A 13,411-nucleotide genomic window follows, 5' to 3' on the forward strand; every position below is an offset into this window, starting at 1 on the left:
AGTTTCATGATAGAATAATCAATAATCAAATGACATGCATATAATTTCTTGATTTATACACTTTATTTCATTGAATAATGCATCTGAGGGGAGTCAGAACATGCGCATGAATTGGTCGGTTCGTCCGGCAGCCCACATCTATTGGGAGCAGAAAAAACAGTTCCTGCTGGAGCACGACACCTACCCTGTGTGGACCTTATTTGCGGTGGAGCAGGGACAATTCGCTTACCGCTTCGGAGACCACGAAGGGGAAGGAGGGTCCGGGGACATCATTGTATGTCCGCCGGGGACAACCTTTTACCGGAGAACGCTTAGTCCGTTGACCTTTCATTTCATACAATTCGAATGGGAGGAAGAGGGGGGACCGGAGGACGCCGCAACGCTTGGAGGCAGATGGACTGTCAGGGATGTGGAGCGCCTGATGTCTACCTACCGCTATATGCGGAGTATCGGAAGAGGGATTCAGGAGGAACCTGGCTATAGCCGGATGAAGCATATGCTGGAGGATCTGTGGAGGCTGCTTGAAATCGAGCGCAGCAGTGCATCCGAGGAGCTGCGCTCTGGAGAGACAAGCCCGGGCCCGCTGATGCAACAGGCTAAGCAATGGCTGCTAGAGCATGCCTGTACACCTATGACCCTGCAGGAGCTGGCCGCTACCCTTGATATTACACCGGTACAATTAACGCGGCGTTTCCGTGCAGCCTATGGGATGGCCCCTTCGGACTTTGTGACCGGACTCCGGCTCAGACGGGCCTGCCAGCTCTTGGAGGACTCAAGGTTGCCCATTGAACTGATCGCCCAGCAGTGCGGTTACGAGAACGGCTTCTACCTGAGCCGGGTGTTCACGGCGAAGCTGGGATTAACGCCATCCCGGTACCGTAAGCTACACCGCGTATAATTAAAACGATTGTATATTTCAGAACATTATACTATCATGTAATTAGTTATTTATCTAATTTTATGTGAACCAAATGATTTGTTCTGTAGAAAGGATTGGACTGTAATGATAATAGATGCCAACCAAGGTAAGGATTATCCCACATTTGCGTATTCGGTATTAGACCATTATATTGCCGGGGACATCATCGTCGATAAGTCTTCGGCGCTGATCGGTACTTCTTCAGGCATTTATACAGTGGTTGGGGATGAGACAAATGATGATTTTGCACCCATGCTTATGCACGAATTCAAGCGTAGAGAGATGCTTAATCAGAGATTTACGTTATTTTCATCCTCTGAACGATGGGATCGCAGAATCAATGAGCTTTTAGGGGCGAAGCTGCAGCGGATGCCGAGGTATTCTTTTACATTCAATGAGCACCGTTTCATGCAATCGCAAAGAGTGGGTATACCGGATGGCTTCCGGCTGAACAGGACAAACAAGGAATCGCTTGAGGTGAATAGAGAGTTCGATGCAGCGTACATCCGGAAATACTGGGGATCGGTGGAGCGTTTTGCGGACAAGGGCTTCGGTTTCTTTGTTACGGAACACGATGTATTTGCTGGGGAATGTGTCTCTATATTCTCGTCCGAACAGTACGCTGAAATTGATATAGTGACGAATCCTTTGTTTAGGGGAAAGGGCGTGGCTCAATGTGTTGCCGAAGCTTTTATCCTGGAGTGCTTAGAACGTCAGATCACGCCAAGATGGGACTGTGACCTTCACAATACTGCCTCTATCCGGTTAGCGCAGAAACTACATTTTGCCGCTCCAGAGACCTATTCGCTCTATGTGAGGAAGTAAGGCTGAATTATTGTAGTAATATATGGGTATGTAGATGGAATAGGGAGGGGGAATTGCATGCTTAAGCATTGGCATAGACTGTTCTTGCTGGTTGCAGTATTCTTATTGATTGCTGGCTGCGGCCCTACGAAAGCAGATGTCATTGATCAGCTAGTGTCCAAGGAAGAGAATGTACTCCACTTGCATATGTTCTCCAATTCACGGGATTGGGATGATGAAGTAAATGAGGCGCTTAATTCCGAGCCTGCGCTTGTGGAGCATATCCCGCATGTGACTGTGCATACAGAGGAGAAGAAGCTGAAGTGGCTGGAGCTACTGGGCCTGGAAGCGAAACGGCCCGTAATTGTGATTTTTGATCATGAACAAATGGTGTATCACACAAGTGAGCCTGAACAGCTGAGAGAGTATGCTAAAACACTTGATTAATGCAATCTGATTCAGTCTGATTTATTCATTCCAGTAAGCCGTTGCCAAAGTGAATTCTGCTTCCATAATACAGCGACAGCCAGAGACGTTATCCGTCCTCTGCTGTCGCTGTTTCTGTTTGCAGGACAAGAAAGTATAAAAAACAAGAAAAAGAACATAGAAAGCGCAAGAAAATTAAACTTATCCGAACTATAATGGGTTATGCTTACCTATCGTTGATTGAGTATTTGTACATAACGCCCGTGTGAAGGAGGACTTCCGAATTTGAGAACATTCCGTAATCCGGTGCTGCCGGGCTTCTACCCTGATCCTTCGGCTATCCGTGTAGGAGAGGACTATTATCTGGTTACTTCAAGCTTTGAATTCTACCCCGGGGTTCCGGTCTTTCACAGCAGGGACCTTGTCCACTGGCGTCAACTGGGCCATGTGCTGGACCGTCCGTCCCAGCTCAATCTGGACGGAATTCTCCCGTCGAGAGGGATTTGGGCACCGACTCTCCGGTACCATCAAGGTCTCTTTTATATGATCACGACATTTGTTGATAATCACAAGCAGCCGCATAATTTCTATGTAACCACAGCTGATCCGGCGGGAGACTGGTCAGATCCGGTCTGGCTGGAGGATGCGCCCGGCATTGATCCTTCCCTGTTCTTCGATAAGGACGGCAAGGTCTACTACACTGGTAACCGGGTGCCTCCCGGGGGCCAGGATTATCCGAAGCATATGGACATCTGGCTGCAGGAGATTGATCTGGCGCAAGGCAGGCTTACCGGCCCGAAGCACAGTCTCTGGCAAGGTGCGCTGAAGACAGCGCATGCCCAGGAAGGGCCGCATCTGTATTCCATAGGAGGATGGTATTATCTGCTGATCGCTGAGGGCGGCACCGGCCATACCCATGCGGTAACGGTTGCCAGAAGCCGGAACGTGACGGGGCCTTATGAGGGGCACCGGGCCAACCCGATCCTGACCCACCGCCATCTCGGCAGGGAGTACCCCATAGTGAATACGGGTCACGGGGAACTTGTCGAGACGCAGCATGGGCAGTGGTGGATGCTCTGCCTGGCCTCCCGGACCTGCGGGGGATATTACCGCAACCTGGGCCGGGAGACCTTCCTGGCACCGGTCAAATGGGAGGACGAATGGCCGGTAGTGAATCCCGGTAAGGGCGTACTGGAGCTTGAGGGGCCAGCGCCGAATCTGCCGATGACGCAGTGGCCGCTGTTGCCGGTGCGTGATGATTTTGCTGACGGGGAGCTTAGCCCCGCCTGGAACTTCCTGCGCACGCCGCGCGGTGAATTCTGGAGCCTCAGCGAGCATCCGGGACATCTGCGGCTGCGGCTGAAGCCGGAGGTGCTGGCAGAGACCGGCAATCCGGCTTATATCGGAAGACGGCAGCAGCATCTCAGCTTCAGAGCCGCAGCGGAGATGCGCTTCCAGCCGGAGGCCGCAGGAGAGAGCGCCGGACTGGCCCTGATCCAGAATGCGGACAACCACTTCCGCTATGAACGGGTGGCAGAGGATGGCAGGCAGCTGCTGAAGCTGACTGTGCGCAGCAGAGGAGCTGAGCAATTGCTGGCCTCTGCGCCTTATCCGCTGGATACCGTACAGCTTAAGGTAGAAGCCAGGGGGCAGGATTACAGCTTTTATTATAGAGCTTCAGGATCAGACACCTGGACCGCACTGCATGAACAGGCTGACGGCCGGGTGCTGAGCACGGATTGGGCCGGAGGTTTTACAGGGGCCTATATCGGAATGTACGCCAGTGCGGGCGGAGCGCAGAGCAGCAATGTTGCGGATTACGGCTGGTTCAGCTATGAAGAGCTTGAATAGATCTTGATTAGACAGAGATGGAGGAATACGATGACTAATATACATGATTACGAAGTTTATCCAATCCCCGAGCTGCCGCAGATTCCGCAGCGGACCTTCCGTATTACAGACTACGGGGCAGAAGCTGAAGGGCTGCTCTGTACATCTGCTATACAGGATACCCTGGATGCCTGCGCAGCTGCGGGAGGAGGAACGGTGATCATCCCGCCTGGAATCTGGCGTACCGGGCCGCTGACGCTGCACAGCCGGATCAATCTGTGTGCCGAGCGGGGGGCACTGGTATGCTTTGAACCCGACTATTCGCGGTATCCCCTGCTGTTCTCCCATTACGAAGGGACTGCCGGCTGGCGGTGCCAGGCTCCGCTGGACGGAGAGGATCTGAGCGATGTAGCCATTACCGGTGAAGGCATCTTCGATGGCAGCGGTGAGGCCTGGCGTCCGGTGAAGCGCTTCAAGCGGACGGAACTGGAGTGGAATAGCCTGCTTGCCTCCGGGGGGGCCTTGGATGAACAGGGTGAGATCTGGTGGCCTTCCAAGGAAGCGCTTGCGGGAGAAGCCTGTTATCTGAGCCTGAAGAAAAAAGGCGAGACAGCAAGGGAAGCCTACCTCCCTGCCCGTGCGTATCTGCGTCCAGCGCTGCTGAGCCTGCGGAATTGCCGTAGAGTGCTGCTGGAGGGGCCGACCTTTCAGAATTCTCCTGCCTGGTGTCTGCACCCCATGGGCTGTGAGCAGGTTACGATCAGACATATTCAAGTGCGCAATCCGTGGTACTCCCAGAACGGAGACGGGCTGGATCTGGAGTCCTGTACACATGCGCTGGTCGAGCACTGCGGGTTCGATGTAGGCGACGATGCCATCTGCCTGAAATCGGGCAAGGATGAGGAGGGCCGCCGGGCAGGAAGAGCTTGCCGGTACATTACGATCCGCCATTGTACGGTCTATCACGGACATGGCGGGGTAGTGATCGGCAGTGAAATGTCGGGCGGTGTACATGCGGTCCGGGTGAACGACTGCGTGTTCATGGGTACGGACATCGGGCTGCGCTTCAAGAGTACCCGGGGAAGAGGCGGCGTAGTAGAGGATATCCGGGTAGAAAATATACAGATGTCAGGCATCGTCCATGAAGCGGTCTCCTTCCACCTGTTCTATGCCGGGGTTGAGGGGTCTGAGGGCTATGATGAGCAGGAGGTTCCGGTCACGGAGGAGACTCCGCAGTTCCGTAACATCACGCTACGGAATATGGCCTGCCACGGGGCGGCAACCGCCCTGCTGGTGAACGGGCTGCCGGAAATGCCGCTTGCTGCGCTTACGGTGGAGAATTTCAGCGCCATAAGCAGGCGGGGCATCATCCTACGCCATGCCGCAGGTCTGAAGCTGGACCGGATCAGGCTGCAGACGCAGGAGGAGCCGCAGGTACAGATGCATAAGTGCAGTGATGTTGAGCTTGTCCGTTCAGGAGAGCTGGCCATCACAGAGCATTAAGCAGAGGTACGGGGCGGAACGGATACTACCCTCCAGACTCCGGTGCAGGCAGTGCCCCTGCTTCCTTGCGGTACTGGAGCGGGGTCAGGCCGGTTGATTTCTTGAAAGTTTTATTGAAATGGGACAGATGCTCGAAGCCGACTGCCCCAGCAATCTCCTGGATTCTGGCGGGGGTACCGGCCAGCAGGCGCTGGGCCTCGCGGACCCGGATATGGACGATATATTCCCGGAAATGAAAGCCGGTCAGGCGATGAAATACCCGGCTCAAATAGGACGGACTGATGAAAAAGTCCTTGGCGGTCTCTTCCAGCGTAAGCGCTTCCCGGTAATGGGCACGGATATAGGTGGCGACATCGGTTACCAGATGGTGCAGCGGATGGAGGGTCCCGCCGGACTGGGCCGTGCTCTCCGAACGCTGGAGCAGAATCATCAGCTCGGTCAATAGCGCGGTGACACAGGCTTCGTACAAGGGCCGACGGAGGCGGGATTCCTCCAGCATGCGGTTCAGCAGGGACTCCGCTTCATTCTGCTCGCGCAGAGTCAGCCTGAACAAGCGGTAGCGGCGGCTCTGGAACCACTGCTGCTCGTCCCTCAGCACCGGGGGCAGCAGCAGCGGGTCATAGTTGATCAGGATCCGCTCGAACTCGGCCTTCTCAGAGCTGGCCGTGGAATGGAGCTCGCGGCCGGGAATCAGAATCAGCTCGCCTTTGTGAACCGTAACCACCCGGTCGTCCACGAAATATACACGCTCCCCGTCCGTCAGATAATACAGCTCAGTCCATTGATGGCTGTGGGGGCGCGGCATGGCAGTGATGCCTTTGCGTTTCATATGCTGGATGCTGAAGCGTCCGTCTTCAAGATAATATTTGGGATTAGGGCCAGATACGCTGTTCATACATCTCCTCTTCTCCTGGAAGCTGTTACGGTTATTATAGAATACATTCAGGTTGCTGTGAAAGGAGCCGTTCAATGTTAATGATAGTCTCGAAGAATGCCGGAGAAGGATTCAGCAGTCTGCAGGAGGCGCTGGATTCCATTCCGCCGGGGGAGATGCAAGCCGTAACCATACGGATTAAGCCCGGGATCTATGAGGAAAAGGTTACGGTTGTCCGCGAAGCCCCGCCCATCCTGCTGCTGGGAGAGGATCAGCATTCCACGATTATCTCGTGGAATGATAATGCCCATACGCTCGGTACAGACGGTGAACCGCTGCGTACCTTCCGCACCGGGACGCTGAACGTGTTCGCAGAAGGCTTCACTGCCGAGAATCTGACCATCCGCAACACTTCCGGCCCGGGAACAGGACAGGCGGTCGCGGCGTTCGTGGATGCCGGGCAGGCTGTGTTCCGGCGTGTGCGTCTGCTAGGGGATCAGGATACCCTATATACCGGGCCGGGGCGGCAATATTATGATGATTGCTACATTGAGGGGGATGTGGATTATATTTTTGGCCCGGCCACCGCGTTGTTTGACCGCTGCCATCTCCATAACAAGCGCTCCAGAGGGTATATCACAGCGGCTTCAACGCCGGAGGGAGCCGCCTTCGGTTATGTGTTCCTGGATTGCCGGATTACCGGCGGCGAAGGGGTAAGTGAGTGCTATCTCGGACGCCCTTGGCGCCCTTACGCGCATGTCGCCTTCATCCGCACGGTGATGGACGGATCGGTGACCGGAGAAGGCTGGCATAACTGGGGGCAGCCGGACCGGGAGCAGTCCAGCCGCTATGAAGAGTACGGCAGCAGCGGCCCGGGCGCTTGCCCCGAAGGCCGGGTGGCGTGGTCTCGCCAGTTAACTGCGCAGGAAGCCGCACAGTACCGGATCCTGTCTGTGCTGGACGGCTGGCATCCCGAGGGATATTAATCACTTGGACCGTGGTACACCCGGACCCAGGCATTCAGGATTGGAGGATTTCCCTGATGGAATCACTTGAACAATATATCAATCAACTGACGGCGTCTGCACCGCGCAGCTCTGCCTTCAGCGCAGACCTTCCATTCGGACAATGGAGGGCATCCCTTACCGCGAGGTTCATAGAGCGGCTGGGCGGATTCCCTTCTCAGAGGGCGGCACTTGAACCGGTACAGCTGGAGCGTACAGTCTGCAGCGGATATATCCGTGAACGTATAGAGATCACTACCTATGAAGGACTTAGAATGGCCCTGTATCTCCTGATCCCGGAAGAGCCGGCAGGCTCTCCCTGCCCGGCTGTGCTGGCTATTCACGGGCATGGCTACGGCAGCCGCGAGATTACCGGCTTGAACCCGGACGGGTCGGAGCGGACGGGGGACCCGGGACTGCATAAGGATTTTGCCGTCTCCCTGGTGAAGCAAGGCTTCGTCGTTGCGGCTCCCGAGGTACTTGGTTTCGGAGACAGGCGTCTGGCTGAGGATCTTGCCAGCGGCGAGCCCGGACGTAATTCCTGCTTCCGCCTGTCCGCGGCGCTGCTGATGACAGGGCAGACGATGGCAGGCTTCCGCATCTATGAGACGATGCGGGCGCTGGATTATCTGCAGCAGCGGGACGAGGTGGAGGGTGAGCGGATCGGCATTATGGGCATCTCCGGCGGCGGGCTGGTGGCAGGCTTCACGGCTGCACTGGATGAACGGATCAGCAGTGCGGTGGTCAGCGGCTACGCCAATACGTTCCAAGACAGCATTCTCACGCGGAATCATTGTCTGGACAATTACATTCCGGGCATTCTGCTGGAAGCGGAGATGCCGGATCTGCTGGGCCTGATTGCACCGCGCGGGCTGTTCCTGGAGGCGGGGGATGCGGACCATCTGTTTGGTCCCGCCGCCGCGAGGCAAGCCTTGGACCGGCTGGAGCTGATTTATGCGGCAGAGGGCCGTGGAGGGCGACTTGCGGCGGATTTTTTCACAGGGGGTCATGAGATTCATGGGGAACCGGCGTATGCCTGGCTGCTTAAGCAGCTTGCCGGTCCGCAGGAGTAGGGTAACAGGTAGCGCAAATGACAGGAGGAATAGAGATGTCTATATCAGAAGCAGTAAGCACAGGCTTATCCCGCAGAATCGCGGATACCTTCATCGGACAATGCAATGAACAAGGGGAGCACGAGTATGTAATGGAGCGCTGGGCGTATGTCCCCGGCATGCTGCTGATGTCAGTGGCCCGGGCCGGGATGCAGCATAACGAGCCTGAGTACCTCTCGTTCATGCAGCGGCATATGGACAGCTTCATCGGGGAGGACGGAAGCATCCGCTCCTATTCGCTGGAGGAATATAACCTGGATCAGATCAATCAGGGCAAGAATCTGTTCTGGCTGTACCGTCAGACGGGTGAACAGCGCTACGCGGAAGCCGCTCATCTGTTGGCAGCGCAGCTCATCGGACAGCCCCGGACCTCCGAAGGCGGCTTCTGGCATAAGAAAATATATCCCTTCCAGATGTGGCTGGACGGATTATACATGGCTTCGCCGTTCCTGGCCGAATACGGGGCAGTCTTCGGGCGCCCGGAGCTGATCGATGAAGCTGCCCGTCAGCTGCTGCTGATTGAGCGCCGAACCCGTGATCCCCGTACCGGCCTGTTCTATCACGGCTGGGATGAATCCCGGGAGCAGGAGTGGGCGGATTCCTCCACCGGATTGTCGGCCCATTTCTGGAGCCGGGCGATGGGCTGGTATGCGATGGCCGCCGTGGACTGCCTGGAGCACTTCCCGTTGACCCATCCGCAGCGGGGAACGGTGATGGGGATTTTTCAGCGGATGTGCGGTGCGCTGGTTGAGGTGCAGGATAAGGAGAGCGGCCTCTGGTATCAGGTGCTGGATCAGGCGGGACGCAAGGGCAACTACCTCGAAGCGACAGGCTCATGCATGTTCGTCTATGCGATGGCCAAAGCCCTGCGGCTGCGCTATCTGGAGCCTTCCTTCAAGGCAGCGATGTTAAGCGGCTACGAGGGAATCCTTAAGCATCTGGTGACCGAAGATGAACAAGGCGTTCATCTACACCAGATCTGTCACGGGGCAGGGCTCAGCAAAGACCGCAACGGCTCCTACGATTACTACATTTCCGAAGAAGTTGTATCTGATGTACCTATGGGTGTTGCGCCGCTGCTGCTGGCTTCTCTTGAAGTGGAGAGGTATGTTGCCGGGCAATAATGAAGTCCCACGAACAGCGCAGAATTCAATATGAGTTATTCATGCATCCGGTTCATGAGAGGTTCGATATTGTGATTAGGAATCAAGATTAAGCATCGTTTATATCCAAAAGAATGATCAAAAGCTGCGGCTCCATCTATCCAGATTTCAGTGGACAGACGGGGCCGCAGTTTTATGATTTAGGGACCGCAACTGATGCTGCATATTTCTCTATCTGCTTCTTATGATGCTTGTCGTGGGAGATGAAATCTCTCAGATACTTGCGGATACTGAATTTCTTGCCGTCACCATCGGGATGATTCTGTTCTAGCGCCGCATCGCTGAAGGAGGCCGCAAGTCCGGTAATCTTGGTCCGGTACAGGACGAATTGGCGGATGGCTTCCTGCCGGGTTACTGTCCTGGCGTATAGAACCGCATTGGCATTGAATGCATTGAAGTCCAGATGTTCGGCTGTCAGCGGCAGGCCTTCTTGGATTTTGACCAGGGCCTCCTCATAAAAGTATTTGTCCCACAGCATGATGTGGCAAAGGACATCCTGCAGGGACCATTTTCCGGCCTCCAGCGGAGCCTCCCAGTCTGCATCTTCCATGCTGTCCAGCGATTGAATATAGGGGATGAAGGATTCGAATTCAAGAATGAGCTGCTTGTTGGTTTTGGCTGCCATGATCATACCACCTTGTCTGTCAGATTGAATAAGAGATTATATCATTCATTATAATAGGAGGAACTGGACGACAGCCTGTCAGGTTCGCAGAATTCATAGACTGGATGATATGACTAGAACCGGGCAGTCATTAGGCGGTATTTTCACTTTCCCGGTTAGAAAATAAAATCCGGAAATATACCAATCTTTTACCGGAATCATGCTATAATTTTAACGGATTCATAGGGCTTAAGGATCAGTTAGAGCAAGGAAATTTATAATTTGTATGCTTTTATAACTACATAGTCGGGGGAATCAGTTTGTTTATCAAAAGAAGTGTAAGCAAAAAAGTAGTCGCTGGAGCACTAGCCATATGTCTTGCGATATTGCCGGCAGGCGCAGCTTTTGCGGGTATTGCGCCGGATCTGGCAGGAAACTGGGCCAAGAATCAAATCAGTAAATGGATGGATCAAGGTCTGATCTCCGGCTACCCGGATGGGGAATTCAAGCCGGATAACCCGGTCACCCGGGCGGAATTAACGGTTTTGATTAATAGGGCTTTTGGATTCACTGAAACGAAAAAAGCTAATTTTAACGATATCTCCAGCAGTAAATGGTATTATTCAAGTATTTTGCAGGCTAATGCTGCAGGTTACATACAAGGCTACGAGGATGGGACCTTTAAGCCTGATCAGAAGATCAACCGGCAAGAGCTGGCTGTGATCATCAGCAAGCTGCTCAAGCTGACAGCACCGGCTGCGGCTCCTGAGTTCAAGGATATTACTAAGAGTGCAGCTTGGAGCAAAGGTGCGATCGGGGCTGTCAGTGAACAAGGTATCATGAAGGGTTCCGGTGATGGGAACTTTCGGCCTCTCGCTTATACAACCCGGGCAGAGACCGTAGTCATTTTGGATAGGGCTCTATCGGTGCTAAATGCAGATTCCGATGAATATGTAATCATCTATGAAACACCAGGTATATATGGTCCGTTGTCAGGAATGTCGGAAGTAGATAGTGATGTAGTGGTCAGCGTGCCGGGTATCACACTCCGTAATATGAATATCACTGGAGATCTGCTGCTGGGAGAAGGCATAGCTGAAGGCGATGTGCGGCTCCAGAATGTAACAGTAAAAGGCAATACCGCAATTGAAGGCGGCGGGGTGAACAGTATTCATCTTGCCGATTCCACACTGGGTTCTGTACGTGTTAACAAGGAAGATGGCAGTGTAAGAGTGGTCGCTGAAGGAAAGACCCAAATCCATAACCTTCAGATTCAGTCCGCTGCTGCCGTTGAATCCCTCACCGGAGCTGAGATCAGCACTCTCACGTTATCTCCTGAAATTCCAGCGGATGCCCGCATTCTGTTGACCGGTAGCTTCAAGGCTGTAAATATTCTTGCCTCACGCCTTAACATCGAACTCAGCGGGGGCACTGTGGAGGCAGTCAATCTTGATAAAACAGCGGGCAGTAATAAATTGTCCAATAGCAGCAATATCAAGTCCATGACAATGAACGCCGGTATACAAATATCAGGTAAAGGCAACATCGGGAATGCGGTTGTCAACGCTTCGGGCATTACGATGGAGAATGCTCCAGGTAAACTTACGATCGGCACAGATGTTCCGGCAGATGTGAAAGTAAATATAGCCGGTTCTGATCTAACGGTTGCTGCGTCTTCGGCGGCCCCAACAGCGGCTGTACTAGTTGGCGGCGGAGGGGGAGGAGCTGGTGGAGGCGATGGAGGTGGCAGTACGGTAGAGACACCGGCGCCAGCAGTGACGCCGACACCAATAGCAACGCCAGCACCAACGGCAACGCCGACACCAATAGCAACGCCAGCACCAACGGCAACGCCGACACCAATAGCAACGCCAGCACCAACGGCAACGCCGACACCAATAGCAACGCCAGCACCAACGGCAACGCCGACACCAATAGCAACACCAATACCAACAGCTACAGTAGCACCCACAGCGGTGAATTCACCGTCGCCATCCCCATCCTCGTGGCCGGTAGTAACACCCATAGTAACACCTGGGTCAACGGTGGCACCCACACCGCCCATTGTAAATCATGGGGTTGTAAAAGGTTTCATTGAGCGTGCAGACGGGAAGGCTGTTGATACAGGCATCTTGTACCTAGAACGGGATAGCGATCATATGATTTACACCGCTGCACTGACGAACGGGGAATTCTCAATAGATTTGCCGGATGGGCCGTACAAGATTTACTCGCTGCGTTCCACAACTACACAAGAGATCATTTCACTCTACTATATGTTTTACATTATGAATGGCAAGGCAGATAGAGAAGTGCATATTCTCATTCCTGAGCAGCAGGCCGGTACGATCCAGTATTCGGACGGGACCGCATTTGAGAATGGGGAAATTATTGTACAGCGCTTAGACAGCGGACCGCTTGGCTGGTATAGTGCCGAAATCCAAGCAGGCAGGTTCAACTTTAATCTACCGGACGGTCATTATAACGTAGAAATGTTAATCTATGGCGAAACCAACAATCAATTAAGAATTAATTATTTATTTGAGGTCATTGACGGCAAGAGCAATCTGGATATAAAATTGCCTCCAAAAATTGAAGGAAACATTAGCTTTGTGGATGGCTCCCCGATTGACGACGGATGGCTGGAAATTAGAGAAATGAATGCTCAGAATTACGGAATTTACAGGGTCCCTGTGGTTGCAGGTAAGTTTGATCTTTATTTACCGGATGGCGACTATAACATACAGCTGCTGAACATTAAGAATTCAGAAAGTATAGCCTTACGCACACAGATAACAATTGTCAATGGTGAACCTGCCGCTGGACCGATTGATATCAAGGTACCTTTAGCAATATCAGGCAAGATCTATAATGAGGATGGAACTCCACATGCTAATGGAGTGCTAATGATTACTGAGGCCGGTACGGATTCTCCGCTTTCCTATGCAGCAACAGTTACCAATGGCAATTTTGATTTTTATCTGCCGGATGGGGAATACGATGTATTATTCTATTGGGATGCTGAGCATCAAAAGAGAATCGATATAAATCGTAAATTTAAAGTTGAAGAGGGCTTGCTTGTTGATCCCCTCGATATTATTTTGGCTAAGGAATAATAACCGAATACAGCAGATGATCAGGAAAACAGAGCAGCGCTTCTCCCATTGCCGGA

The 13,411-nt window shown here is 53.4% G+C and carries 11 protein-coding genes and 1 pseudogene; 10 read left to right on the plus strand and 2 right to left on the minus strand.

What is annotated here, in order from left to right:
- The first annotated feature begins 100 nt into the window (after positions 1 to 100).
- The 5 genes from NST69_RS07710 (at position 101) to NST69_RS07730 (ending at position 5,482) form a co-directional block, all read left to right on the plus strand.
- Positions 101 to 898 carry an AraC family transcriptional regulator gene (locus NST69_RS07710; protein ID WP_339255005.1) on the plus strand — a complete coding sequence of 266 codons (798 nt, stop codon included), beginning with the start codon at positions 101 to 103 and terminating at the stop codon, positions 896 to 898.
- A gap of 105 nt (positions 899 to 1,003) precedes the next feature.
- Positions 1,004 to 1,744, plus strand: coding sequence for a GNAT family N-acetyltransferase (locus NST69_RS07715; RefSeq protein WP_339255006.1), 741 nt, complete (start codon positions 1,004 to 1,006; stop codon positions 1,742 to 1,744).
- Between the two features lie 57 nt (positions 1,745 to 1,801).
- Positions 1,802 to 2,170, plus strand: coding sequence for a hypothetical protein (locus NST69_RS07720; protein ID WP_339255007.1), 369 nt, complete (start codon positions 1,802 to 1,804; stop codon positions 2,168 to 2,170).
- 264 nt (positions 2,171 to 2,434) lie between these two features.
- Entirely contained in the window at positions 2,435 to 4,000 is a 1,566-nt protein-coding gene (locus NST69_RS07725; protein ID WP_339255008.1) for a glycoside hydrolase family 43 protein, read from the plus strand.
- Positions 4,001 to 4,030: 30 nt separating this feature from the next.
- Positions 4,031 to 5,482 carry a glycoside hydrolase family 28 protein gene (locus NST69_RS07730; RefSeq protein WP_339255009.1) on the plus strand — a complete coding sequence of 484 codons (1,452 nt, stop codon included), beginning with the start codon at positions 4,031 to 4,033 and terminating at the stop codon, positions 5,480 to 5,482.
- A gap of 25 nt (positions 5,483 to 5,507) precedes the next feature.
- Here NST69_RS07730 and NST69_RS07735 read toward each other — a convergent pair whose 3' ends face one another.
- The gene (locus NST69_RS07735) at positions 5,508 to 6,377 is read right to left on the minus strand and encodes an AraC family transcriptional regulator (RefSeq protein WP_209872878.1); all 870 of its coding nucleotides are present in this window, start codon (positions 6,375 to 6,377) and stop codon (positions 5,508 to 5,510) included.
- Between the two features lie 74 nt (positions 6,378 to 6,451).
- On the opposite strand from NST69_RS07735, the gene NST69_RS07740 reads away from it, so the two are divergent.
- From NST69_RS07740 to NST69_RS07755, 4 genes and pseudogenes are all read left to right on the plus strand, one after another.
- Positions 6,452 to 7,342, plus strand: coding sequence for a pectinesterase family protein (locus tag NST69_RS07740; RefSeq protein WP_339255010.1), 891 nt, complete (start codon positions 6,452 to 6,454; stop codon positions 7,340 to 7,342).
- Positions 7,343 to 7,398: 56 nt separating this feature from the next.
- Entirely contained in the window at positions 7,399 to 8,433 is a 1,035-nt protein-coding gene (locus NST69_RS07745; RefSeq protein WP_339255011.1) for an alpha/beta hydrolase family protein, read from the plus strand.
- A 35-nt stretch (positions 8,434 to 8,468) separates the two neighbouring features.
- The gene (locus tag NST69_RS07750; RefSeq protein ID WP_036721368.1) at positions 8,469 to 9,596 is read left to right on the plus strand and encodes a glycoside hydrolase family 88 protein; all 1,128 of its coding nucleotides are present in this window, start codon (positions 8,469 to 8,471) and stop codon (positions 9,594 to 9,596) included.
- Positions 9,593 to 9,688 (plus strand): annotated as a pseudogene (locus tag NST69_RS07755) (phosphoribulokinase); the annotation flags it as partial. The gene NST69_RS07750 and the pseudogene NST69_RS07755, both read left to right, overlap by 4 nt.
- A gap of 80 nt (positions 9,689 to 9,768) precedes the next feature.
- On the opposite strand, the gene NST69_RS07760 reads toward NST69_RS07755, so the two are convergent.
- A complete protein-coding gene (locus tag NST69_RS07760) occupies positions 9,769 to 10,260 on the minus strand; it encodes a DinB family protein (RefSeq protein ID WP_339255012.1) in 492 nt (163 codons plus the stop codon).
- 299 nt (positions 10,261 to 10,559) lie between these two features.
- Here NST69_RS07760 and NST69_RS07765 point away from each other — a divergent pair, with 299 nt between their 5' ends.
- Positions 10,560 to 13,355 carry an S-layer homology domain-containing protein gene (locus NST69_RS07765; protein ID WP_342548922.1) on the plus strand — a complete coding sequence of 932 codons (2,796 nt, stop codon included), beginning with the start codon at positions 10,560 to 10,562 and terminating at the stop codon, positions 13,353 to 13,355.
- The last annotated feature ends 56 nt before the right edge of the window (positions 13,356 to 13,411 follow it).

This window comes from Paenibacillus sp. FSL P2-0089 (assembly GCF_038595095.1).
GTDB lineage: Bacteria > Bacillota > Bacilli > Paenibacillales > Paenibacillaceae > Paenibacillus_AQ > Paenibacillus_AQ silagei.

Bases quoted from the DNA above. Each gene is read 5' to 3' on its own strand.
- NST69_RS07735 (WP_209872878.1), bottom strand. From the start codon at position 6,377: ATGAACAGCGTATCTGGCCCTAATCCCAAATATTATCTTGAAGACGGA.
- NST69_RS07740 (WP_339255010.1), top strand. From the start codon at position 6,452: ATGTTAATGATAGTCTCGAAGAATGCCGGAGAAGGATTCAGCAGTCTG.
- NST69_RS07745 (WP_339255011.1), top strand. From the start codon at position 7,399: ATGGAATCACTTGAACAATATATCAATCAACTGACGGCGTCTGCACCG.
- NST69_RS07710 (WP_339255005.1), top strand. From the start codon at position 101: ATGCGCATGAATTGGTCGGTTCGTCCGGCAGCCCACATCTATTGGGAG.
- NST69_RS07730 (WP_339255009.1), top strand. From the start codon at position 4,031: ATGACTAATATACATGATTACGAAGTTTATCCAATCCCCGAGCTGCCG.
- NST69_RS07760 (WP_339255012.1), bottom strand. From the start codon at position 10,260: ATGGCAGCCAAAACCAACAAGCAGCTCATTCTTGAATTCGAATCCTTC.
- NST69_RS07750 (WP_036721368.1), top strand. From the start codon at position 8,469: ATGTCTATATCAGAAGCAGTAAGCACAGGCTTATCCCGCAGAATCGCG.
- NST69_RS07720 (WP_339255007.1), top strand. From the start codon at position 1,802: ATGCTTAAGCATTGGCATAGACTGTTCTTGCTGGTTGCAGTATTCTTA.
- NST69_RS07715 (WP_339255006.1), top strand. From the start codon at position 1,004: ATGATAATAGATGCCAACCAAGGTAAGGATTATCCCACATTTGCGTAT.